The organism is Novosphingobium lindaniclasticum LE124 (assembly GCF_000445125.1).
GTDB classification, from domain to species: Bacteria; Pseudomonadota; Alphaproteobacteria; order Sphingomonadales; family Sphingomonadaceae; genus Novosphingobium; species Novosphingobium lindaniclasticum.
In genome coordinates this window covers 1-22,860 of record NZ_ATHL01000024.1, presented here as the reverse complement: position 1 = coordinate 22,860, position 22,860 = coordinate 1, and the positions used below count along the sequence as shown (strand labels likewise).

At 64.8% G+C, this 22,860-nt stretch carries 18 protein-coding genes; 11 read left to right on the top strand and 7 right to left on the bottom strand.

Translation table 11 applies throughout. The features are described from left to right. Positions 1 to 434: 434 nt before the first annotated feature. The 3 genes from L284_RS27640 to L284_RS27630 form a co-directional block, all read right to left on the bottom strand. Positions 435 to 2,795 carry an FdhF/YdeP family oxidoreductase gene (locus L284_RS27640; protein WP_021232515.1) on the bottom strand — a complete coding sequence of 787 codons (2,361 nt, stop codon included), beginning with the start codon at positions 2,793 to 2,795 and terminating at the stop codon, positions 435 to 437. Between the two features lie 240 nt (positions 2,796 to 3,035). Next, positions 3,036 to 5,351, bottom strand: coding sequence for an arylsulfatase (locus L284_RS27635; protein WP_031341437.1), 2,316 nt, complete (start codon positions 5,349 to 5,351; stop codon positions 3,036 to 3,038). 77 nt (positions 5,352 to 5,428) lie between these two features. Beyond that, positions 5,429 to 7,957: a TonB-dependent receptor gene (locus L284_RS27630; protein WP_052018307.1), complete on the bottom strand. Its 2,529-nt coding sequence runs from the start codon at positions 7,955 to 7,957 to the stop codon at positions 5,429 to 5,431. A 161-nt stretch (positions 7,958 to 8,118) separates the two neighbouring features. Between L284_RS27630 and L284_RS46765 the strand changes: the two genes are divergently transcribed. Continuing rightward, the gene (locus tag L284_RS46765) at positions 8,119 to 8,802 is read left to right on the top strand and encodes a TetR/AcrR family transcriptional regulator (protein ID WP_160172087.1); all 684 of its coding nucleotides are present in this window, start codon (positions 8,119 to 8,121) and stop codon (positions 8,800 to 8,802) included. Between the two features lie 63 nt (positions 8,803 to 8,865). Beyond that, positions 8,866 to 9,597: a TonB-dependent receptor domain-containing protein gene (locus L284_RS27620; RefSeq protein WP_021232511.1), complete on the top strand. Its 732-nt coding sequence runs from the start codon at positions 8,866 to 8,868 to the stop codon at positions 9,595 to 9,597. A gap of 105 nt (positions 9,598 to 9,702) precedes the next feature. On the opposite strand, the gene L284_RS27615 is transcribed toward L284_RS27620, so the two are convergent. Beyond that, positions 9,703 to 10,455, bottom strand: coding sequence for an SDR family NAD(P)-dependent oxidoreductase (locus tag L284_RS27615; RefSeq protein WP_021232510.1), 753 nt, complete (start codon positions 10,453 to 10,455; stop codon positions 9,703 to 9,705). A gap of 113 nt (positions 10,456 to 10,568) precedes the next feature. Between L284_RS27615 and L284_RS27610 the strand changes: the two genes are divergently transcribed. Next, the gene (locus L284_RS27610; RefSeq protein ID WP_021232509.1) at positions 10,569 to 11,477 is read left to right on the top strand and encodes a LysR substrate-binding domain-containing protein; all 909 of its coding nucleotides are present in this window, start codon (positions 10,569 to 10,571) and stop codon (positions 11,475 to 11,477) included. Positions 11,478 to 11,526: 49 nt separating this feature from the next. Here L284_RS27610 and L284_RS27605 read toward each other — a convergent pair whose 3' ends face one another. Continuing rightward, complete coding sequence (locus L284_RS27605; protein ID WP_200861624.1) at positions 11,527 to 12,870, bottom strand: MFS transporter; 1,344 nt, start codon at positions 12,868 to 12,870, stop codon at positions 11,527 to 11,529. 136 nt (positions 12,871 to 13,006) lie between these two features. Then, positions 13,007 to 13,723, bottom strand: a complete 717-nt coding sequence (locus L284_RS27600) for a GntR family transcriptional regulator (RefSeq protein WP_052018306.1) — start codon at positions 13,721 to 13,723, stop codon at positions 13,007 to 13,009. A gap of 218 nt (positions 13,724 to 13,941) precedes the next feature. Between L284_RS27600 and L284_RS27595 the strand changes: the two genes are divergently transcribed. From L284_RS27595 to L284_RS27560, 8 genes are read left to right on the top strand one after another with little or no spacing between them, the layout of a single operon-like run. Continuing rightward, the gene (locus L284_RS27595; protein WP_021232506.1) at positions 13,942 to 14,925 is read left to right on the top strand and encodes a PDR/VanB family oxidoreductase; all 984 of its coding nucleotides are present in this window, start codon (positions 13,942 to 13,944) and stop codon (positions 14,923 to 14,925) included. Positions 14,926 to 14,938: 13 nt separating this feature from the next. Further along, a complete protein-coding gene (locus L284_RS27590; protein WP_021232505.1) occupies positions 14,939 to 16,033 on the top strand; it encodes a Rieske 2Fe-2S domain-containing protein in 1,095 nt (364 codons plus the stop codon). Positions 16,034 to 16,043: 10 nt separating this feature from the next. Then, positions 16,044 to 16,922, top strand: coding sequence for a gallate dioxygenase (locus tag L284_RS27585; protein WP_021232504.1), 879 nt, complete (start codon positions 16,044 to 16,046; stop codon positions 16,920 to 16,922). Then, complete coding sequence (locus L284_RS27580; protein ID WP_021232503.1) at positions 16,922 to 17,284, top strand: hypothetical protein; 363 nt, start codon at positions 16,922 to 16,924, stop codon at positions 17,282 to 17,284. Before L284_RS27585 ends, L284_RS27580 begins: the two co-directional genes overlap by 1 nt. A 22-nt stretch (positions 17,285 to 17,306) precedes the next feature. Then, positions 17,307 to 18,359 carry an aromatic ring-hydroxylating dioxygenase subunit alpha gene (locus L284_RS27575; RefSeq protein WP_031341431.1) on the top strand — a complete coding sequence of 351 codons (1,053 nt, stop codon included), beginning with the start codon at positions 17,307 to 17,309 and terminating at the stop codon, positions 18,357 to 18,359. Beyond that, positions 18,356 to 19,378 carry a PDR/VanB family oxidoreductase gene (locus L284_RS27570; RefSeq protein WP_021232501.1) on the top strand — a complete coding sequence of 341 codons (1,023 nt, stop codon included), beginning with the start codon at positions 18,356 to 18,358 and terminating at the stop codon, positions 19,376 to 19,378. Before L284_RS27575 ends, L284_RS27570 begins: the two co-directional genes overlap by 4 nt. Beyond that, positions 19,375 to 20,559: a formaldehyde dehydrogenase, glutathione-independent gene (fdhA, locus tag L284_RS27565; protein ID WP_021232500.1), complete on the top strand. Its 1,185-nt coding sequence runs from the start codon at positions 19,375 to 19,377 to the stop codon at positions 20,557 to 20,559. Before L284_RS27570 ends, fdhA begins: the two co-directional genes overlap by 4 nt. A gap of 1 nt (position 20,560) precedes the next feature. Then, the gene (locus L284_RS27560) at positions 20,561 to 21,505 is read left to right on the top strand and encodes a LysR family transcriptional regulator (RefSeq protein WP_021232499.1); all 945 of its coding nucleotides are present in this window, start codon (positions 20,561 to 20,563) and stop codon (positions 21,503 to 21,505) included. Between the two features lie 7 nt (positions 21,506 to 21,512). On the opposite strand, the gene L284_RS27555 is transcribed toward L284_RS27560, so the two are convergent. Next, on the bottom strand, positions 21,513 to 22,860 hold a 1,348-nt coding region (locus L284_RS27555; RefSeq protein ID WP_021232498.1), incomplete at its 5' end, for an alginate export family protein.

Here is a 22,860-nt window from a genome sequence, read left to right as displayed (position 1 = left end):
CCTAGGTCTGCCCGTATCGATGTTCGAGGCATCGCAAAGGTGTATCGCCGGATTCAGGCACCTCGAACCGGCACACTTTTTACGAGCGTCAACAAGGGCTGGCACCGATTGGCGCATCGTCCGTTTAGTCTCTATCAGCAAACAAGGGAGGGAGTTGAAGTGGGTCGAACAGTGAGGTTTGTGCTTGCACTGCCGTTTCAGGTCGTGGCGGTACTGCTATCGATCCCGTGTTGCCTTTGCATGTACGCGGCTGCCCTGATTCAGGAGCAAGATTGGAAAGGTTCGTCCAGCAGCTGGGGGACGCAAGAACCCGCTGGCGACTGGAGAACCGATCAAGCTCAAAGGCCATCGCGCAAGGCACCGTTTGCCTGACGCGGTGAAAGCGGAAGATGCTTGATCCCAGCGGCCGGTAGAGAACGCCGGGAGCAAGCGGTTCAGGCGAGGGGCGCGATCAGCCCGGCTGCCTCGGGAGTTTGCTCCGAAACTTCCGGGGCGCTTTCGACGGGAGTGCCGGCGCTCTGGGCCACGATCTGCACCGGAACCGATTTCGCTGCCGGCGTGTTCGATCGCACATCCCTGTGCGAGAGCGGCAGCAATGCATTCGTTTCCGGATAGTAGGCTGCGCAGCACCCGCTCGGAATGTCGTAAGCCACGACCTTGAAGCCGCTCACCCGTCGTTCCAGGCCGTCCTGAGCAACGGCACGAAAGGTGATCAGGTCGCCTTCGGTCAAGCTTTCGCGCGCCATGTCGTCCTGGTTCATGAAAACGACCATCCGCTCGCCTGCCACGCCGCGATAGCGGTCGTTGTAGGAATAGATCGTCGTGTTGAACTGATCGTGGCTGCGGATCGTCATGAGCTGATAATGCGGTCGCTCCGGCACGTCGTCATCCTCGTCCATCATGCCGGCTGCGAAGAGGAAATTCGCCTTGCCGGTGGGGGTATCCCATTTTCGCTGCCGTGCCGCTATCGGCAGATGAAAGCCACCGGGTTGCGCGATGCGCGCGTTGTAGCTGTCGAAGCCCGGAATGACCGCCTCGATCTTGTCGCGAATACGCGCGTAGTCGGCCACCAGAGCGTCCCAGTCGATCGCAGCGCGGTCCGCTACGCTGCGCTTGGCCAATTGCGCGATGATCCAGGGCTCGGATCGGCAGTGCTCGCTGGCCGGCTTCAGTTGCCCCGTCGATCCATGCACCATGGCGAAACTGTCTTCCACCGTAACCGTCTGCTGCCCTTCCGCCTGCATATCGATCTCGGTCCTGCCCAGGGCCGGCAGTATGTAGGAGTGCTCGCCCGGAGTCAGATGGCTGCGGTTGAGCTTGGTGGCGACATAGACCGTCAGCTTCAGGTGTTGCACTTTCGCGCTCACCCTTTCCGTGTCGGGTATCGCGCGGAAGAAGTTGCCGCCCATGGCCAGGAACGCGTCCACCTCACCTCGCAGGATGGCTTCGCAGCATTCGGCGGTATCATGTCCCCATTTGCGCGGTGCGGTAAAGCCGAAGGCCCGGTCCAGCCGCTGCAGAAACGGTTCGGTCGGCGTCTTGTTGATGCCGACCGTGCGATCGCCTTGGACATTGGAATGCCCGCGCACCGGGCAAGCGCCGGCCCCGAGCTTGCCGATATTGCCGCGCAGCAGCAGCAAGTTCATGATCTGCTGCATGGCGTCACCGCCGTTCCGGTGCTGAGTGATGCCCATACCCCAGCAGGCGATGACGCGCTTGGACCGCATGTAGATTTCAGCGGCTTGGTTCAGTTGGGCACGGGTCAGCGCCGTGAAGCGCTCGATCTCGTTCCAGTCGAGCGATCGGCAGTAATCGGCGAAGGCTGCGAACCCATGGGTATGCTCTTCGATGAAGGCGGTATCGACGATGCGCGCGTCCCCGCGGGCCCTGGCGGCGTCGTCCGCTTCGATCACCACCTTGCACAACGCCTGCATAGCCACGATGTCGCCGCCGATACGGAGCTGGTAATAGTTCGAAGTGATGGCCTGTCCGCGTCCGGTGAGCATCTCGATCGGGCTTTGCGGATCGGTGAACTTAACGAGCGCGCGCTCCTTCAGGGGATTGAAGGTGATGATCGGAACCCCGCGCTTCGCCATGTCGTGGAGAAGCGCCAGCATTCGCGGGCTGTTGGTGCCGGGATTCTGGCCGATGATGAACAGGCAGTCGCAGGCCTCCCAGTCCTCCAGGGTCACGGTGCCTTTGCCGACGCCGATGCTCTCGGGCAAAGCGGTGGTCGTAGTCGCGTGGCACATGTCCGAACAGTCGGGGAAATTGTTGGTCCCAAGAAGCCGCCCGTAGAGCTGCCACAGGAAGGCGGCCTCGTTAGAGGTTCGGCCCGATGTGTAGAGTTCTATGCGATCAGGATCGAGCTGGCGGTTGATGGTTCCGATCTCTGAAAGCGCGCTAGCCCACTCCACGGCCTCGTAGCGATCGGTGTCGCGATTGTAGCGCAAAGGATGGGTCAGGCGTCCTTGATCCTCCAGCGCGTGATCGCTCCACCCTCTCAGCTCGCTGACGCTATGTTCGGAAAAGAAGATCGGCCCGGTGCGCTTGGCAGTCGCTTCCCAGGCGACCGCCTTGGCGCCGTTTTCGCAGTATTCCGCCTTGTGCGGTTTGACGGGATCGGGCCAGGCGCAGCTTGGACAATCGAAGCCGCCGGGCTTGTTCATGTTCAGCAGGGCGCGATTGCCCTTTACGAGGATCTTCTGCCGCGCCAGCTGGCGTTCGGTTGCGTTCAGCGCCCCCCAACCGCCCGCAGGGGGTTGCTCCGGGGCGTTCTTGCGGGCGTCTACCATGCGTGCTCCTGCTGTCGATAGCTCTTGAAGCACGATGCCGGGCACCTCGTTCCTATACTAACTTGGCCGATACCGAACCGAGTTGTCCTGGCGCGCCTATGCCGCCGAAGTCGGACGGACGCGCTGCGGGACGAGGTGTCCGAAACCCTGGGTGACGACACGCCGGACCGCTAATTGACGATCGTCTTCCCCGAGGATCCGGGATGGCGTGAAGCCGGAGGCGCGCGAAGGTGCCGGGCGTCACTTGAGCGTGACGTCCAGCCTCGTGATGGTGCCTGTGAAGCCGCTGTCGGCCACGGTATAGTCCTTGTTCACGGCGGTGACGGTGTCGGTGCCGATGTCGAACCCTTCCGTGTGCGACATCCAGCCCCGGATCGTCCGCTCGATCCGGCCGCTGCCGATCGGTTTGCCGTCGATGCGGAGAGTGAGCGTGCCGCCCGAGCCCGGCTCCTGCCTGTCCGCCTGAAACGCGGCTGTCAGCGTGTGGCGGCCGGCGGGGACCGGCCCCTGCGCCCGGATGGTGAACTGGTCGGCGCCCACGGCATTGTAGTGGAACACCGGTACGCCGTCCTTGAGATAGAAGGCATAGCCGCCGAACCGGCCGCCCTGCGTCACCAGCACGCCGTTAGCCCCGGCATTCAGTTCGACCTGGGCATCGATCGTGAAGGACTTGCCGATGGTATGGGGCGCGGCGTCCTCGTTGAGGCGGCTCAGTGGCGCGCGATAGGTAAAGCTGGTGCGGTTGCCGCCGATGGTCGGGCGTCCTGCGGTGCCTTCGGAGTAGTCGTGGATCGGCAGGATCCTGTTCGCCGCGGCTTCCTTCCAGAACAGGTCCTGCAGCTCTTTCAGTTTGGCAGGGTTATTCGCGGCCAGATCGTGCGCGGTGGTGAAGTCGCGATCGAGATTGAACAGGGTCCACTTGCGGCTCTCGGGACCGACCCCCAGCTTGCGGTCCTCGCCCACGCCCACTTCCCAGGCCATGCGCTTGGGCAGGGTGCCGGCGATCCAGCCTTCGTGATAGATCCCGAAGTTCTCCATCATCTCGTAGACCTGGGTTCGGCGCTGTGAGGGCGCCTTGGGCGCGGTGAAGCTGTAGGCCAGGCTGATGCCGTCGATTGGCTGCTGGCGGACGCCGTTCACCACCTCGGGAGCCTTCACGCCCGCCGCTTCCAGGATGGTGGGAGCGATGTCGCTGACATGGGCGTACTGGTTGCGGAACGCGCCGCCGTCCTTGATCCGTGCCGGCCAGGAGACGACCATGCCGTTGCGCACGCCGCCCGCCTGCGAAGCGATCTGCTTCCACCAGGGATAGGGGCTGTTCATCGCCCAGGCCCAGGCCGCGGGAAAATGGTTGTAGACCATGGGCCCGCCGATTTCGTCGTAGTGCGAGGCGAGTTCGGCGAATGTCTCCTTGTGCCCGGTGATTGCCGACTGTTCGAAGGCCAACCCGTTGAGCCCGCCTTCGGCGCTGGCGCCGTTGTCGCCCTCGATGAAGACGATCATCGTGTTGTCGAACTGGCCGCTGTCGCGCAGGGCCTGGATCAGGCGGCCGGTCTCGTGATCGGAATAGGCCACGGTTGCCGCATAGGCTTCCATGAGCCGGGCGTAGACCTTCCTGTGCTCGGCATCGAGGGTATCCCAGGCAGGCAGGGAATCCGGGCGCGGCGACAGAACGGAGTCCTTCGGGATCAGGCCCATGGCCTTCTGGCGACGGAAGCTCTCCTCGCGGACTTTGTCCCAGCCCTGGTCGAACTTGCCCTTGAACTTGTCGAGCCATTCCTGCGGGGCATGGTGCGGCGTGTGGGCAGCGCCGGGGGCGTAGTAGAGGAAGAAGGGCTTGTCCGGGGCGCTGGCGTGCTGGCGCTGCAGCCATGCGATCGCATGGTCCGCCATGTCCTTCTCAAGATGGTAGCCGGGGCCGACCGGAGCATCCACCGGCCGCTCGTTTTCCACCAAATTGGGATTCCACAGGGATGTGTCCGCCGAGAGGAAGCCGTAGAAGTATTCGAAGCCGAGGCCGGTCGGCCAGCGGTCGAACGGTCCGGACGGGCTCATTTCCCATTCCGGGGTGATGTGGCCCTTGCCCAGCATCGCGGTGTTGTAGCCGGCATCCTTGAGAACTTCGGCGACGGTGGCGGCGCTTTTCGGGATGACGGTCGTATAGCCGTCGTAGCCGGTGGGCAGGTTGGTGACATTGCCCATGTTGACGTTGTGCGGCATCCGTCCTGTCAGCAGCGAGGCGCGGGTGGGCGAGCATAGCGCCGTCGTGTTGAAGCGGCTGTAGCGCAGGCCCTGCCGCGCCAGGGCATCGAAGTTGGGAGTGGCTACCGGCCCTCCGAAGGCACTGGTCACGCCGTAGCCGACATCGTCGGTCATGATCAGCAGGACGTTCGGCGCTCCCTTGGGCGCGGTGGGCCGGTCCGGCCAGCGTGGCGCATGCGTGGTCTCGACGGTCCTGCCCACCGTATCGGCGGCCACTTGCGCGAAGCCCGGCGCCGCGCAGACGAGCGTGGAAGTGGCGAGCAGGGCAGCCAGGATCTGCGAGGGCCTGTTCATCATCCTATCCTTTTCTTTGGGGAAAAGAAGGATCTCCGGCCCGCGCCGGAGACCCTCCAGGGAGGAAAGCGGGGCGTTCAGTAGCGGAAGGTCACCTGGGCCTGCACGGTGCGGGGAACGCTGGCGAAGCCGGTCTGGTCGGCGACGATGCCGGCGTTGGTGCCGGTCCCCGAACCGCTGTTGGGCGTGTCGTTGCCGCCGATCGCATACCAGCGGTTGGTCAGGTTCTTGCCGATGACCTGGAACTGCCAGTGCTCGTCGGCGGTGGTGAACCCGACGGAGGCATCCAGCGAGACGTAGCGGCGCTGGCGCGTGAAGGGATTGCCGAAGGCCGTGGCGAGATAGCTACCGCTGTAGCGGGCATCCACGCCGAGATTGACTTTCGCCCCGCTGGCGAACAGCGCCTCGTAGGACATGCCGAGATTGCCCGTCCAGTTCGGCGCGTTGGCGGTCGGCAGGCCCTTGAGGTTCTGCCGGTTGGCCACGAGGTCGGTCGCCGGATCGAAAGGCCGCGAACTGTCCGTCGCGGGGACGTAAACGAGGTTGCAGCCCTGGCTGCGGGTCTGCCCCGCCCAGCACGGCGCCCCGGGGGCGTCGCCGTAGCGCGCGCGGTTGTAGTTCACGCTGCCGTGGAGGTCGAAACCGGGCAGGGCATGAGGCGCGAACTGCATTTCCAGCTCGATCCCCTTGGTGCGGGCGGAACCAGCGTTGATCGTGGTGAAGGCGAAGATGTCCGAGCGGAAGAAGTCCAGCTGGAGGTTGCTGTACTTGAACGTATACCCGGTCAGATTCAGCCGCAGCTGACGGTCGAGCAGCGTGGTCTTGATGCCCGCTTCGAAGCCTTTGGCCTTTTCGGGATCGAACTCGAAATCGGCCAGGCCGGCGCTGGGGCTGAAAATGCCCGAGTTGGAGAACCCGCCCGACTTGTAAGCGGTCTTGTAGGCGCCGTAGACGGTGATGTCCGGCGTCGGCTTCCAGGTGACCGTGGCTTCGGGCGACCAGTCCTGGAAATCCTGGTTGGAGCGCAAGGTCACGCCGGGCAGGAAGATTCCCTGGGCCACGCGGATCGGGTGCGAATAGGGCTGTAGGAAGTAACTGTCCTTGCTCTCCGAAGTATAGCGGGCCCCGCCGGCCAGTTCGACATTCTCGATAGGTCGCACGATCAACTGCCCGAACAGGGCGAAAGTCTTGCCTCTGGTTTGCGAATCCTTGGAATTGGCCAGGTAGCGGCGAAAGGCGGGCGTCGCCGTGCTGTCCTCCAGGCCGCCCGAGACGGTCCAGGCGTCGTAGTCGCGCATGGTCGACTGATAGTAGCCGCCAACCATCGCATCCCAGAAGCTGCCGGTGCTGGTCTGTGCCCTTACTTCCTGTGAAAAGGCGTGGAAGTCCGAATCCTCGGTCGCGAACACGCCTTGCGGCCCGGAGCGGGAGAGACTGTCGCCGTCGAACTGGAAGGTGTTGCGGTTCCAGTTGTAGTTGGTGACGGAGGAGATCGTCAGCCGGTCGAGCGCCCAGGTGAGGCCCAGGTTCACTGCCCAGGACTTGTACTGGTTGCCGGTCTGCCCGTTGCCGTTGGCGAAAGGCTGGGTGGCGGCGATGTCCACGGGGGTGCGGTTCGCCGAGGATTCGAAGCGGCGGCGGCAGGCGATCGCGGGATTTCCGGCCGTAACGCCGGTGGGGCAGTAGTAGATCACCGAGCCGGCGCTTGGGTTGTTGTTCTCGTTTATGCCGTAATTGGCCTTGAGCACCGCCGTCAGCGTGTCGGTCGGCTGCCATTTCAGAGTGGCGCGAATATAGGCTTCCTTGGCGCGGCCATCACCCGCCGCTTCCGAGCTGTGGAGCGTCGTCGTGCCCACCGCTGCGGTGGAAGTGCGGTCTATCGTCGGATAGACCTGGGGCGTTCCAAGTTGCTTGTAGTACCCGTCGAACTGCTTGCTGGCCCGCGCCGCGACGCGGATGCCGAGCGTGTCGCTCAGCGGGCTCGAGATGATCGCCTCGCCGTAGACCTGCTTCGCGGCGAATTCGTATCCGGCACGCCCGATCACTTCCAGCTTGTCGCCCGGATCGGCGGTGGTGATCGAGACGACGCCGGCGGTCGCGTTCTTGCCGAAGAACAGGGCCTGCGGGCCTTTCAGGATCTCAAGCCGGCCAAGGTCGAAGAAGCCCTCGTTGATCGTTCGGCCCTGGCCGTAATAGGCGCCGTCGACGATGACCGCGACCGATTGCTCCAGCCCGATCGAAGTCGTGTTCGACCCGATCCCGCGCAGCACCAGGGTCGCGCCCGAACCCGACGGCGTGCGGCCGATGGAGAACGAGGGCGTAATCGCCGCCACGCGCTCCAGGTTGGAGAGATCGTATTGCTGCATCCGCTCGGCACTGATGGCGACGACGGCGACCGGCACGTCCTGCGTGGTTTCCTGTCGCTTGCGGGCGGTGACGATGATTTCCGCAATGCCGCCTTCCTGCGCCTGGGGGCTGGCGGTGTCCTGCGCGAAAGCCGGCGGAGCCAGTACGAACGCGGGCACTACGGCGGCCGAAGCGGCCAGAAGCAATGCGCGGCGCGAGCGAAGATGGCGAGCGGGGACGGCCTGATCCTGTCGAGGCATGGTTCTTCTCCCGGTTCTTATTCCAGGCCGTCGTTTCTTGTGCGGCCTGGATTTAAAACATATGCGTTAATCGCCTGGGCGCACCTGCTCTAATGATCAGGGAAGGCGAAATCGGCCAAAAGCGCTATCTTCAGGCAAGCCGCGAAAGGAGACAGGCGCGGATGCTGCGCGAACTGGAATTCGAAGCCCGCCCGGCCTTGGCGGAGGACACGCGCCCGCCGCGGATCTTCGCCGACGAGACCAAGCTGCGCATCCTTGCCGCGGCCGAATCGCTCTATGCGGCGCGCTCCATCGAAAGCGTTTCGTTCCGGGAGATCGCGCAACTGGCCGGCAACCGGAACACCAATGCGGTGCAGTATCATTTCGGCAATCGCGAAACACTGGTGCAGGCGATCTTCGCCTGGCGGGTCTGGCAGATGGAGCCGATCCGCGGCGCGATGCTCGACGCGGCGGGCGAGGAGCCGGACCTCGCGGCGCTGTTCCGCATTCTCTGCGAGCCGCTACTCGACCTGGTCGACGACGAGGGACGTCACACATACGCGGCGTTCATGAGCAAGTACCTGATGCTTCAACGCCCGGTCGGCATCCCGCACGCCGGCGACATCCGCCCGGATATCAACGGCAACTTGCGCCGCATCCTCGACCGCGTGAACGCGATCGTCGCTGCCGAGGATATGCAGATGGGCGACTATCGCATCGCCCTTAGCTACCTTGTCGTCACCAATATGCTGGTCTTGTCCGACAACGAGCGGCTTCAGCAGCGCGACCCTACGCTGCTCCGCCGGCGGTTCGAGGTCGCGCTCTCCATGGCGGTTGCGGCCATGAAGAACTCCTGTGGGATCTGACGCTTCCCGCCGCGCGAGTCGTCAACCCCGATGGCCTTTTTTGTCGCGATATGTGGAGTAGACGTGTTCGATGGAAAGGTGGCACTCAACCTTGCCGGCTTCTACCAGAAGTTCAAAAACTACATCTCGTATTTCCCCACGTTCTACACCGCCTCGGGACGCGATGGTGTGATCGATACCGCGATCTCGCCTCTGCCGTTTACCGGCGATGCAGCTTCCAAGGGGGCCGAAGTCCAGCTGTCGGTGCGGCCGAGCGAGAACCTCGACCTTTCGATCAACGCCTCCTACGCCGATGCGCACTACGACAATGCCGAAATCCCCTGCAACACCTTCGATGCGAACGGCAATCCGACGGTTCCGCTCGGTCAGCAGATTTCGACCTGCAACAGTACCGATCGCCTTGCGCAGATTCCGAAGTTCAACCTTTCCGCCAATGGCGAAGTCCGCATGCCGGTGGGGTCGGTCACGCCGTTCCTGCGTGGCCTGGTGACCTATCGCCCGGGCTTCAACTCGGTGCGCGACAATTACACTTATCGCGACTACGTGAAGCTCGATCTCTTCCTGGGCCTGCGCGGCGAGAACGCACGTTGGGAGGTCAACGTCTTCGCCAAGAACCTGCTGAACCAGACGCGCGCCCTTTCCGTAGGGGACAGCCTCTTCCAGCAGGCGACGAGCGAGCTGGACTTCACTTTCGCGCCGACCGGGGCCGGAGGCATTCCGTTCAACTCCGGCTACCGCACGGCAAGCATCACCCCGCCACGGGAATTCGGCATTACGTCGATCTTCCGTTGGTGATCGCGGGAGAGGTGCCCGTCCCGGCCGCACTTCCCTTCGCGCCAGCGCCTTTGGGCCGCCGTATCCTCGGCGGCCCTTCGACGTCTGCAGAAGCGGAATGCGTGATCAGATCTGGACCTGACCGCCGTCGACGAAAAGCTCGATGCCGTTGATGAAGCTGGCTTCGTCCGAGGCGAGGAACAGCACGGCTTTGGCGATTTCTTCGGGCTGGCCGACGCGTCCGGCCGGGATGAGGCCGGCGAGGTAATCCTTCGTGTCCTTCGCCTGTTCGCCGCCGCCGAACAGGTCGTTGAGGCCTGCCGTGTCCGTAACGCCGGGGCTGACGGCGTTCACGCGGATCCGGCGGTCCTTGAGGTCCAGGATCCAGTTGCGGGCGAAGTTGCGCACCGCGGCCTTCGTCGCCGAATAGACGCTCAGCGCCGGCGTGCCGGAGACACTGGTGGTCGAGGCGGTGAGAATGATCGAGGCACCGTCTTTCAGGAGGGGCAGGGCCTTCTGGACAGTGAAGAGTACGCCTTTGACATTGGTGTCGAAGGTCTGCTGGTAGTGCTCCTCGCTGATCGTGCCGAGCGGGGCGAACGCGCCGCCGCCGGCATTGGCGAAGAGCACGTCGATCTGTCCATGCTGCTGCTGGACAGCATCGTAGAGCCGGTCGATGTCGGCCAGGATCGACATGTCGCCCCTGACGCCGGTGATCCGGCCGCCGATGGTACGCACCGCTGCATCTAGCGCTTCCTGGCGCCGGCCGGTGATGAACACCGATGCGCCTTCGTCGGCAAAGGCTTTGGCCGTTGCCAGACCGATGCCGCTGGTGCCGCCGGTCACCACGACCACTTTGTTGTCGAACTTGTCAATCATCGTTTTTCTCCTTGTCGCCTCCGGCGGGATCGCCGTTGCCCTACCGATATGTTCCTGCAACGATGATGCGTGTAGTCACTGGATTCTGCACTTAGCGTTCCATAGAAAGAACGATGATGAAGATAGACCTCAACGACTATGCCTATTTTGCCGAAGTGGTGAGCCATGGCGGCTTCGCGGCTGCAGGACGGGCGCTGCGCGAACCGAAGTCCAAGCTATCGCGCCGCATCGCCGGGCTGGAGGAGCGGCTGGGTATGCGGCTGATCGAGCGTTCGAGCCGGCGTTTCCGGGTGACGGATACCGGCCAGGCATTCTATGAACGCTGCCGCACCATCCTGGCCGAGGTGGAGCAGGCCGAAACGCTCGTGCTGCAGGCGCAGGCGGAACCGCATGGACGGGTTCGCTTCAGCTGTCCGACCGGTCTGGTGGAACTCGTCTCGGGCCTGGTATCATCGTTTCTGGATCGTTATCCGAAGGTCCGCCTTCAGATCGTGGCGACCGATCGCGCCGTAGATCTTATCGGAGAGCGGATCGATGTCGCCTTGCGCGTTAGAACCGCGCTGACGAGCGATGCGGCGCTGACGATGCGGTCGCTGGGCGCGTCGACGCGGATACTGGTCGGCAGCCCGCAGATGGCGAGCCGCGTCGCGCAAGTTGCCGATCTGGGCGCGCTGCCGTGTCTGAGCACCAGCGCGCTTGGCGAAGTGAGCGAATGGCATCTGGAGACCGATGGCGGCCTGTCTCACGTCGCGCGTTTCGAACCGCGCCTGGGCTGCGAGGACATGATGGCGATCCGCAGCGCGGCGATCGGCGGGCTGGGCGTCGCATTGTTGCCCGACCACATCTGCCGCGAAGCACTGGACGCGGGCAGGTTGGTGCGCATCCTGCCCGCATGGCGCGGCGCCGCGGGGCTGGTGCATCTGGTCTTCACCACCCGGCGCGGCCTTCCTCCAGCGGTGCGCGCCTGGATCGATCATCTGGCCGCCGGGTTTCCGCAGATGACTCAGGCGAGCAAGGGCTGAGCGTCGGTCATCGGCTTCGCGGGATGATCGGCAGTGCTCGCGTATCTCCTCACTTGGCCTCTGAGGAAACACCGTTTTTCCCGATAGGCAGCGCCGCCACGATGGCGATCGCGGCCAGCATCGGCACGGCCAGAGCGATGCAATAGGCCGCGCGGCTCCAGCCTGCCGCGATCAGCATGCCGGCAAGATAAGGTCCGGCCACCGCGCCGATCCGCCCGCCACCCAGGCCGATGCCCGTTCCGGTGGCGCGCATCTCGGGCGGGAAGACCTGCGGCAGGATCGTATAGAGGCAGGTAATCGCGGTATTGAGGAAAAAGCCGGTGATGAAAGCGGCGGCGATCAGCGCGACCGCGCGCGGAGGAGCCAGACCGTACGCCGTGAGCGCCAACCCCATGCCCACGAAAACGGCGGCAGACAAGTTGCGCAGGCCGAAGCGATTGGCCATGAGTCCGAACAGGAGGCAGCCGATGGCGCCCGCCACGTTCATCATCATCGAGGCATAGATGCCGATGCTGTCGCTGAAGCCGAGTTCGGAGAGGATCTTCGGCGTCCAGCTGATGGCGAAGTATACCGTGGCCATCACGCTCATGTTGAGCAGCATGACGAGGATCGTCGAAGTGAGCATGTCGCCTCGGAACAGGTCCGCGAAGCCGGCGCGGCGACCGGCAGCGCCGGCGGGGACGGGCGGCAGTCGGTCGAGGGGCGGCCGGCCGAGTTTGCGCTGCACCCGGTTTATCTTGTCCAGCGCGCCGGCGGGGCGGCGGGCCGCCAGGAACTGAATGGACTCCGGCAGCAGCCAGAGTACCAGGGGGACCAGCAAGGCGGCGGCCACCGCGCCGAGCATGTATATCGACCGCCAGCCCAACGCTTCGATCAGCGGGACGGCTGCCAGCGCGCCCACCGTTGCTCCCACCGGATAGCCCAGGGCCATGCACGAGATGGCAAGGCTGCGGCGGCGGGCAGAGGCATATTCCGCTACCACCGTGTTGATGCTGGCCAGAATGCCTCCGATGCCCAGGCCGGTGACGATCCGCGTTGCGGCCAACTGGCTCAGGTCGCCGGAAAATGCGGAAGCGAACATGCCCCCTGCCAGAAGGGCGAGGCACAGGAGGATCGCCGGGCGCCGTCCCCATTTGTCGCCCAGGGGAGAGATCGTGAAGGCGCCTATGCCCATTCCGGCCAGCCCGGCGCTGAAAAGTCCTCCCACTTGCGTCGGGGAGAGGCCCCATTCCCGCGATATGGCCGGCGCCGTGAATGCCACCGCCAAAACGTCGAAGCCGTCCAGCGCATTGATCAATACACAGACGCTGATCGCGGCGATCTGGAAGATCGACATCTTCTCTTCGCCGCCAATTCCGATGCCGGGCGATCCTGCCGCCGTCACACTTGCCATGGTCATCCTCCAATCGGCATCCGCTGAAGCGGTGCTTTGGGAAGGATGCTAGGCACGCTGTCCGCGAACGCCGTATCGCATTGTTGGTGGGAGCTATGCCGCTCCCGTTATAACGGGCGCGATGATGCGCAGAGTTTTAGAGCGAACGCCGCAGCGTCTCGCCCATGGCCATGCTGCTTTCCTGCGTCGTCGCATGCTCGCGGAACAGCATTTCCGCCCGCAAGGCGTCTCCGGCGCGCAGTGAATTGACGATCGCGTGGTGCTGGCGCTGGGCGTAGCGCATGAGGTCCATGATTTCCGCCTCGTCGAGTTCTTCGAAGGCGATGACCGCCGGCGATGTAAACGGCACCACGTTGCAGCGGGCGATGAGATCTCGCAGCAGGGGATCGTCGGCGCCTTCGACGACGGCACTGTGGAACCGCTCGTTGAGCTGGCCGTATCGCTCTTCCAGCACTTCGGACAGGGTTCCCGCCCGCAGCAATTCGTCCACTTCCGCGATCAGCGGGGCGAGTGCGTCGGCAACCGCCCCGCCGCGGCCGGCGAGCACGATGCTGCGCGCCGCATAGCCTTCGAGCACGGCGCGCAAGTGCAGGGCCTGGAGGCTTTCGGCGCGCGTGAACGAGCGCACCGCATAGCCGCGCACTCCCGCCTGGACGAGCAGGCCCTCCAGGGCCAGCGCGGGAAGCGCCTGGCGGATGGGCGTCCGGGACATGGCAAGCCGCTCCGCCAGCTCGACTTCACGCAGCCGTTCGCCCGGCTTCAAGGTGCCGCGCAGGATCATTTCGCGCAGCCGGGTCAGCGCCGAAGATTTCGCGCGAAGGCAGGTCGCATCGTCGGGAAATGAGCTTGTCATGGCCGCGAACCTACACATCAGCCGGCAAGCCGCCAAGATCTCCGGATTCATTCATGGGATCCAAAATTGGCGAAAAACATGGGATATCGAAAGCTATTGACGTACTTTGGATCCAAAGTGATGATCACAGCATCGAATCGCGGCTGAGATCGCGATCGTTTCCACGGGAACGGGCAAGCCGCTCCGCTCCATGGGAACAGGCAGACAAGGAGAGGCCGATGCACGGGCAATTGATCGACATGGTGGTGGCGGACGTGCGCCAGCTGACGCCGCGTATCCGCGAGTACCTCCTGGCATCGGCGGACGGATCTCCGCTGCCTCGCGGTGCGCCGGGTGCGCACGTCGAACTGCACACCCATTCCGATCACAGCGGACCGATCGTGCGGCACTACTCGCTCGTCGGCGGGCTGGGGCTTGCGGACGACCGGGCCGATCATTACCGGATCGCGGTCCAGCGCGAGGATCGCCAGCGCGGATCCGCCCACATCCACGATACTTTCGCTCCGGGCACACGGCTCAAGGTCTCACGGCCCAAGAACAACTTTCCGCTCGACTTGCGCGATCGGCGCAGCCTGCTGATCGCCGGCGGCATCGGCATCACGCCCATTTACGCGATGCTGCGGAGCCTGGCGCGGCGCGGGCGGCCATTCGAACTCGTCTATGCCGGCCGCATGCAGGCGCAGCTCGCCTATGCCGCTGAAGCCATGGAGCTGGCAGGCGCGGCAGGCAGGCTGCACATCAGCGGCGATCCTGCCACCGAGCACCTCGATCTGGCTGCGCTGCTCGCCGCCCAGAGCGACGATACCGCAGTCTACGTGTGCGGTCCGCTGCCGATGATCGAGGCCGTGCACGGCGCTGCGCGAACTTTGGGCTGGCCCGACGCGCGGGTGCGATCGGAGCGGTTCACCGCCGGTCCCGCCCCCGACGATGCGCCTTTCGCCGTCGAACTGCGCCGAACCGGCCGCACTGTCGAAGTCGGCCGAGACACCAGCATCCTCGACGCGCTGACCGCCTCCGGGATCGATGTCCTGTCGGACTGTCGACGCGGGGAGTGCGGATTGTGCCCGCTGCCCGTCCTGGAAGGGGGAGAGCGGATCAGCCACCGCGACAGCTATCTTTCCGACGAGGAACGCGCCGGCGGGGACACGCTGTGTATCTGCGTGTCGCGCGTGCCCGGCGGCACCCTCGTACTCGACGCCTGACCGGAGATCCGACATGAACCAGATGACCGCCATCCCCGCCGCTGCCTCTCCACTGGAGATGGGCCGCTTTGCCGACCAGAACACGCCCCTCGTGCGCAACTGCTGGTACGTTGCCGGCTTCGCGGACGAAATCAGTCGCCATATCCTCAGCCGCCGACTTCTGGGCGTGGACGTCGCGCTCTATCGGACACTGGCGGGAGAGCCCGTGGCTGTGCGCAACCGCTGCCCGCACCGCTCGTTCCCGCTCGCCAAGGGCCGGCTGGAAGGCGACGTGCTGGTCTGCGGCTATCACGGCATGCAGTTCGATCCCTCGGGCCGCTGCGTGAACATGCCTTCGATGCCGATCGTGCCGACCAATGCCAACGTTGCCGCTTTCCCTACGGCGGAACGCGGGCCCCTGGTGTGGATCTGGATGGGCGACCCCGATCACGCCGATGAAGCGCTGATTCCGGATACCTCCTGGCTTGCAAGTCCTGAGTGGAAGAGCGTGCGCGGGGCCTATCACATCAAGTCCGACTATGTGGCGATGCACGAAAACCTGCTCGACCAGACGCATTTCCCGTTTCTCCATCCGGGCACCGTGGGCACGCCCGAGTTCGCGCGTTCCAAGCTGGACGTGCGACTGGAGGACGATGTCGTCGTCATCTACCGCGCGCTTCGAAACGCGCCGCCTCCCGGCATCTACGGGATCCCGATGGGGCTGATGGACAAGCGCGTCGATCGCTTCTCGGAAGCCCGTTATGTCTCCCCGGCGCTCCATACCGCCTATGCCAGCGTCACGGACAACGAAGACGCCTCGGGCAGGCCGATCAAGTACCGCTTCAATATCACCCATCTCATCACGCCGGAAACACAGACTTCGCTCCACTACTGGTGGTTCAATTCGCGCGACCAGAAGCTGGACGACATGGAGGCGGACGAGTTCCTGCGCACGGCGTCGGAGAAGGCGTACCTGGAAGACGTGGACGCGCTGGAATGGATCGCACAGACCGTCGCGCTGGATTCCGAACCGCAGTTCGACCTGAATTTCGCCCCCGACAAGCCCGGCCTGCTGATGCGTCGCTCGATCTTCGAGCGTGCCGAGGCCGAGCAGGCGCGCGGGCTCTGAGGAGACAGACATGGCCAGAATAATCGGCGGCATCGGCACGTCGCACGTACCCACTATCGGCGTCGCCTACGACAAGGGGCGTCAGGAAGATCCCGTCTGGGCCCCGCTGTTCGAGGGCTACAAGCCCGTCGCGAAATGGCTGGCCGAGAAGCAGCCCGACGTGCTGCTGTTCTTCTACAACGACCACGCGACCACGCTGTTCTTCGACCTCTACCCAACGTTCGCATTGGGCGTGGGCGAGCGCTTCCCGATTGCCGACGAGGGCGCGGGCCTGCGGGGCCTTCCGGATATCCGGGGGGACGTGGACTTCCAGGCGCATATCGGCGAGGCACTGGTGAACGAGGAATTCGATCTGGCGTTCTTCCAGAACAAGCCGATCGACCACGGCATCGCCTCGCCCTTGCCGCTGCTCTGGCCGCATGAGCCGGACTGGCCCGGCACCGTCGTGCCGATCGCCATCAACGTCCTGCAATACCCCTTGCCCACGGCCCGGCGCTGCTACCGGCTGGGGCAGGCCGTGCGCCGCGCGGTGGAGAGCTATCCTGAGGATCTCAAGGTCGTCGTCGTCGGCACGGGCGGCCTTTCGCACCAGATCCACGGCGAGCGCACGGGCTTCAACAATACCGAGTGGGATCTCGATTTCCTGGAAACCCTGCGCGACGATCCCGAGCGGCTGACCCAGCTTACCCATGCGGACTACGTGCGGCTCGGCGGCGCGGAGAGCGTCGAGCAGATCATGTGGCTGGCGATGCGCGGCGCCCTGGGCGCCTCGCTCGAGGAGATGCACCGCAACTATTACCTCATGACCACTACGGCGATGACCGTCGTCACGTACGAGGAACGCGAGAATGCGGCAGTGGGGTCGCAGCGCGAGCGGGAGGTCGCCTGATGTTCACGCAGAACCCGCAGACGCTGGGCATGCCCGAGGGCACTTACGTCTTCGACTTGCGCACCTGCAACCGCCGCCTCGCGTTCAACCGCTTCTTCTGGAACATGATCCGGCCCGAGGCGCGTCAGGCCTTCTGGGACGACGAGGAAGCGGCGATGCGCGCGGCTGGCCTCGACGACGAGGAGATGGCGCTGGTGCGCGCGCGCGACTGGCTGGGCATCGTCCAGGCCGGCGTCAACTTCTTCGTCCTCGAAAAGTGGGCCCGCGTGGTCAGGAAAACCAATCTCGAAGTCTACGCGATCATGCGCGGCGAGAGTTTCGAGGAATTCATGCAGACCCGCGCCGTGCCGCATGCACGGTGAAGCGGGGCTTGGGAGAAAAACCATGACGACACAGACATTTCCGATGAACGCCTGGTATGTCGCGGCGTGGGACGCGGAAGTCGGGCGCAGCCTGCTGCCGCGGACGATCTGCAACCGCAAGATGGTTCTCTATCGCCGGCAGGACGGCACGCCGGTGGCGCTGGAGGATGCATGCTGGCACCGGCTGGTACCGCTTTCGATCGGCACGCTCCAGGGAGACGAAGTCCGCTGCGGCTATCATGGGCTGGTGTTCGGCCCCAACGGGCGCTGCACCCACATGCCCTCGCAGGAGACGATCAACCCTTCGGCCTGCGTGCGCGCGTTCCCGGTGGCGCAGCGCCATCGCTTCGTCTGGGTCTGGCCGGGCGATGCCGCGCTGGCCGATCCGGCGCTCATCCCCGACCTGCCCTGGCCCGATCACCCGGATTGGGCGGGGGACGGCAGCATGACCGAGGTGAAGGCCGACTATCGCCTGGTGATCGACAACCTCATGGACCTGACCCACGAGACGTTCGTCCATTCCTCCAGCATCGGAAACGAGGCGCTCGCCGAGGCGCCGTTCGATGCCTATCACGGCGAACGCACCGCCCGGGTCGAACGCTGGGTGCTGGACGAGGAAGCGCCGCCGTTCTGGGCGGGGCAGCTCGGCAAGCCGGGCAAGACCGATCGCTGGCAGGTCATCAACTTCCTGGCGCCTTCGGTGATCTATCTGGAAGTGGGTGTCGCACCCGCCGGAAGCGGTGCGCCAGAGGGCGACCGCTCGCAAGGCGTCGACATGCGTGTGCTGCATCTGCCCACGCCCTCGACCGACAAGACCTGCTATTATTTCTGGGCCCATCTCCGCAACTACAACATAGGCGATCAGGCCCATACGCGCCGCGTCCTCGATGCAGGCGGCGGCATCATGCTGGAAGACGAGACGGTGATCGAAGCGCAGCAGCGCGCCATCGATGAACATCCCGATCACGTCTTCTACAACCTCAACATCGATGCCGGCTCCATGTGGGCGCGTCGCGCGATCGATCGCATGATAGCAGCGGAAAATGGGCCGGTCCTGGCGGAGGCTGCGGAATGAGCGGCGAGATTCCCGCCGGCTGGCAATCGGGCCGCGTGACCTCCATTCGCGATGTCACGCCGACTATCCGAGAGTTCGGCATCGTCCTGGATCGCGCCGCCGCCTGCCCGCCCGGCAGTCACGTCAAGGTGCAGGTCGATCTGGGTGGCAGGATCGACCAGCGGTCCTATTCGGTCGTCGGTCAAGAGGGTTCCACGTTGCGCATCGCCGTGAAGCGCCAGCCGGAGAGCCGGGGCGGCTCGGCCTATATGTGGCGCCTTCGATCGGGTGACGCGCTGGCCGTCGCGCCGCCGCGTTGCGATTTCCCGCTCATGCACGGCGCTCCGCATTACCTGCTCTTGGCCGGAGGTGTCGGCATTACGCCGATGGTGGCGATGGCTGCGCAACTTGCGGGGCGCGGTACGGATGTCCGCATGGTCTACGCCGCCCGCTCCGCAGGCGAGTTCGCCTATGGCGAGGAACTGGCCGGGTTCCTGGGCGATAGGCTGGCTCTCTTCGCATCCGACCGAGGCGAGCAGATCGACATTGCGGACGAGATCCGTCGCATGCACCCGGACGGCGAACTCTACATGTGCGGTCCGCTAGGATTGATGGAAGCCGTGCGAGGCGCCTGGGAGGAAGCAGGGCGTCCGCGCTCCAAACTGCGGTATGAAACCTTCGGATCGAGCGGCAGCCACGCGGCCAAGGCGTTCACCGTGAAGGTCCCGCGGCTTGGCGCAGAAGTGCTGGTGCGCGAGAACGAATCCATGCTGGATGCCCTTGAAGCGGCGGGCGTAGAGGTCGTGTTCGAATGCAGGCGCGGGGAATGCGGCCTCTGTGCGGTGGAGATCGTCGAGGCGGAGGGCGAGATGGATCATCGCGATGTCTTCTTCTCGCCCCGCCAGCACCGCGAAAATCGCCAGATGTGCGCCTGTGTCTCGCGCGTGGCAGGGGGCAGCGTGACGATCGAACCGGCGTGGCGAGGCGACGATGCCTTTGCTTTCGCCGGACCTGAACTTTCCATGGGAGAACCTGCATGAGCAGCAATCGCGGCGTCGTCTATCTGGAACCCGGCAAAGTCGAGGTTCGGGACATTCCCGACCCCAAGTTCGAGGATCCGCGCGGCCGTAAGATCGATCACGCGGTCATCCTCAAGATCGTGACCACCAACATCTGCGGATCCGACCAGCACATGGTGCGCGGCCGCACCACCGCTCCGGCGGGCCTGGTGCTCGGTCACGAGATCACCGGCGAAGTCATCGAGAAGGGCGCCGATGTCGAGATGCTCGACGTGGGTGATCTGGTCTCGGTGCCGTTCAACGTCGCATGCGGCCGCTGCCGCACCTGCCGCCACGGAGACACCGGCGTATGCCTGACGGTAAACGACGGGCGCGCGGGCGGAGCCTATGGCTATGTCGACATGGGCGACTGGATCGGCGGACAGGCGCGCTACGTCATGGTGCCCTATGCCGATTTCAACCTGCTCAAGTTCCCCGATCGCGACCGGGCCATGGCCAAGATCCGCGACCTCACGATGCTGACGGACATCCTGCCCACCGGCTTTCACGGTGCGGTCAATGCCGGCGTGGGCGTCGGCTCCACCGTCTATGTGGCGGGGGCGGGGCCAGTGGGCCTCGCGGCAGCGGCCTCCGCCCGCCTGCTCGGCGCGGCCGTGGTGATGATCGGCGATTTCAACCCCGATCGCCTGGCTCACGCCAGGAAGGTGGGCTTCGAACCGATCGATCTCTCCAGCCACGATCGGCTGGGCGACCTGGTTGAGCAAGTGATCGGTGTGCCGGAGGTGGACAGCGCCATCGACGCGGTGGGCTTCGAAGCGGTCGGTCACGGCGGCAAGGAGCAGCCCGCCATCGTGCTCAACCAGATGATGGAAGTCACCCGCGCGGCGGGCTCCATCGGCATTCCGGGGCTATACGTCACGGAAGACCCCGGCGCGCACGAGGCACAGGCGAAGACCGGCAATCTCAGCCTGCGATTGGGGCTGGGATGGGCCAAGTCGCACAGCTTCCACACGGGGCAAACGCCCGTGCTGAAATACAATCGGCAGTTGATGATGGCCTTGCTGCACGACCGTTTGCCGATCGCCGACATCGTCAACGCGCAAGTGATCTCTTTGGAGGATGCGCCCAAGGGTTACGCGACTTTCGACAAGGGCGCGGCGGCCAAGTTCGTCATCGATCCGCACGGCCTGGTGGCATCCTGACTTGGCGCATTACCTCGAACAACGACTCAAGATCCGCCATTTGCGGGTGATCGACGCGCTGGAGCAGCACAAGAGCCTGCTCCGCGCGTCGCGCGCGTTGCGGGTCAGTCAGCCCGCGTTGTCGCGCACGTTGCAGGAAGTGGAGGAGATCGTCGGTGCCGAGATCTTCGAACGCCATCCTCGCGGCGTGCGTCCCAATGCGACGGGCGCTCTGCTGACGGCAGGTGCGCGCAAGCTGCTGACCACCATCCGGGAACTCGAGGCGCAATTGGACCAGTTGTCGGACGGGCAGAAGCGCACGATCCGTGTCGGCGCTCTCCCGGTGGCGGCACATGGACTGCTGCCGGCCTTGCTGGCCAATGCCGGGGAGCAGGCGGCGGGCCTGGCGATTTCCGTCATCGAAGGGAAAACGGACCAGATGATCCCGGCCCTGCTGTCGGGCGAAATCGATATCATCGTCGGCCGCCTCTATCCGCCGTCGCAGCCGGACGATCTCGTACGCCGGGTGCTCTATGACGAGCCGATCTCGCTGGTCGCCCGCAGCGACCATCCGCTCTTCGATCTTCCTGCCGTGACCGTGGCGGACGTGCAGCGCTATACGCTCGTGCTGCCTTCGGTGAGCACCTTGATGGAGCGCGACGTGAGGGAAATCCTGGAGCAGCTCGGGCTGGAAACCGATGCCGCTGTGCAATCGACTTCCGTTGGCTTCATGCGCGAGTTGCTGCTCTCCGGCACGTTCGTCAGCGCCGTACCCCGTATCCTCGTCGCGGGCGATCTGGCAAGGGACACCATGCGGATCCTGCCGGTGGCGGTCCCTTCCGCGCCGCGTCCGGCCGGGATCATCCACCGGGGACCGCTGGGTGATGCCGGAAAATTGCTGCTGGCGGAGCTGCAACGGGAAATCGCCCGCCTCGAAGAGAGCGACATCGTCGAGAGCGCGGACTGACCGGACATCAGAACCGGAACGCGGCCCAGAAGCCGAAGTAATCCGAATTTCGTCCGCCGCCCGACTTGAGGGAATCGCTGGCGATGAAATGCGTGAAGAACGCATGGAAACTGAGGTTTTTCGTCATCAGGTAGTCGGCCTGCGCGTTCAGTCCCGTGCCGACGAAGCGGCTACCGTCGGTCGGACGCAGCAGCGGGAAGTTGGTCGGTCCGGCATAGACGGCATCGGCGGAAGTCGCGCGCCAGAACAGTTCCGGCCCGCCGACCAGAGTGAGCTTCTTGGTGGGCTTCACCGTCAGCGTGGGTGTCACGTCGATCAGGTTGGACATGTTGAGCCAGCCCGCATCGCTGTAGAGCGGCGTACGCGGGAAGGGAGGTGCGAACGTACCGATCTTGCCGTCGCCCGGATCGTCATCGCCGCTGAACCAGTTGAATCGCGCACCGAGGCGGGGCTTCATCGGCATGTCGGCGAACGTATAGCCACCCTCCAGCAGCATGCCCCATGCCTGGATCTTCCGTCCGGCAAAGCTGCCGTTCTGATACGTGCCCTCCGCGTCCCAGTCGAAGCCGCGGGCGCGTCCGGAGAGGCGCAGGCCCCAGCTGCGGCGGCTCTCGGTTCCGGTCAGCGCGGCGTAGCGGGCGTTCTCGCGGTAGAGGTCGTACCAGTAAAGGTCGACCGCCAGATTGGGCGCCAGAAGCCCCGGCGCGCTGGCGAGGTAGACGCCGTTGAAGTGGCGGCCCTTCTCGGGGCTGTCGTCGAACATGCCGGGTTCGAAGGTCACCGGCTTGACCGCAAAGGCATCGACCCGGAACTTTCCTTCCTCGATCAGCGTGCCGCGAATGCCCTGGTAGACGTAGCGGACGTTCACCCCGTCACGCAGGCCCACCAGCTTGCCATTGCCGATCGGCATCTCGAACCGGCCCGGCCGCAGGGTCAGCTTGGTCGTCTCGCCGACCGGCAGCGTCACATCCACGAAGGCCTGGTTGATGTCCAGCTTGTCGCGGTTGGGCGGGGTGGCGAACGTCTCGAAGAATTCGCGGTTGTCACCCAGTTCCACGAAAGCGCGCACGTTGCGCCCCAGGTGCAGGTCTGCCACCAGGCGCAGGCGCTGCTGAAGGGCGGAGAGCTTATCCTTGCCTTTGGCGCCCATGTTGAGCGCGCTCCAGTAGGTATAGTTGTATCGCGCCTCTCCGCCGATGGAGAGGTAGACGTCGGGGTCGTCTCCCAGGGGCAGGTAGCGCAGCGCCTCCAGCGGAGAGGTCCGCTTGGCGGGATCGGCCAGGCAGGTCCAGTCCTCCGTCCAGCGCAGGCTCTGCGGCGTGCAGGGCGGTGCGGTTCGCCCGCCCGGCACCGGC

Bases quoted from the DNA above. Each gene is read 5' to 3' on its own strand.
- L284_RS27640 (WP_021232515.1), bottom strand. From the start codon at position 2,795: ATGGTAGACGCCCGCAAGAACGCCCCGGAGCAACCCCCTGCGGGCGGT.
- L284_RS27635 (WP_031341437.1), bottom strand. From the start codon at position 5,351: ATGAACAGGCCCTCGCAGATCCTGGCTGCCCTGCTCGCCACTTCCACG.
- L284_RS27630 (WP_052018307.1), bottom strand. From the start codon at position 7,957: ATGCCTCGACAGGATCAGGCCGTCCCCGCTCGCCATCTTCGCTCGCGC.
- L284_RS46765 (WP_160172087.1), top strand. From the start codon at position 8,119: ATGCTGCGCGAACTGGAATTCGAAGCCCGCCCGGCCTTGGCGGAGGAC.
- L284_RS27615 (WP_021232510.1), bottom strand. From the start codon at position 10,455: ATGATTGACAAGTTCGACAACAAAGTGGTCGTGGTGACCGGCGGCACC.
- L284_RS27610 (WP_021232509.1), top strand. From the start codon at position 10,569: ATGATGAAGATAGACCTCAACGACTATGCCTATTTTGCCGAAGTGGTG.
- L284_RS27605 (WP_200861624.1), bottom strand. From the start codon at position 12,870: ATGGCAAGTGTGACGGCGGCAGGATCGCCCGGCATCGGAATTGGCGGC.
- L284_RS27600 (WP_052018306.1), bottom strand. From the start codon at position 13,723: ATGACAAGCTCATTTCCCGACGATGCGACCTGCCTTCGCGCGAAATCT.
- L284_RS27595 (WP_021232506.1), top strand. From the start codon at position 13,942: ATGCACGGGCAATTGATCGACATGGTGGTGGCGGACGTGCGCCAGCTG.
- L284_RS27590 (WP_021232505.1), top strand. From the start codon at position 14,939: ATGAACCAGATGACCGCCATCCCCGCCGCTGCCTCTCCACTGGAGATG.
- L284_RS27585 (WP_021232504.1), top strand. From the start codon at position 16,044: ATGGCCAGAATAATCGGCGGCATCGGCACGTCGCACGTACCCACTATC.
- L284_RS27580 (WP_021232503.1), top strand. From the start codon at position 16,922: ATGTTCACGCAGAACCCGCAGACGCTGGGCATGCCCGAGGGCACTTAC.
- L284_RS27575 (WP_031341431.1), top strand. From the start codon at position 17,307: ATGACGACACAGACATTTCCGATGAACGCCTGGTATGTCGCGGCGTGG.
- L284_RS27570 (WP_021232501.1), top strand. From the start codon at position 18,356: ATGAGCGGCGAGATTCCCGCCGGCTGGCAATCGGGCCGCGTGACCTCC.
- fdhA (WP_021232500.1), top strand. From the start codon at position 19,375: ATGAGCAGCAATCGCGGCGTCGTCTATCTGGAACCCGGCAAAGTCGAG.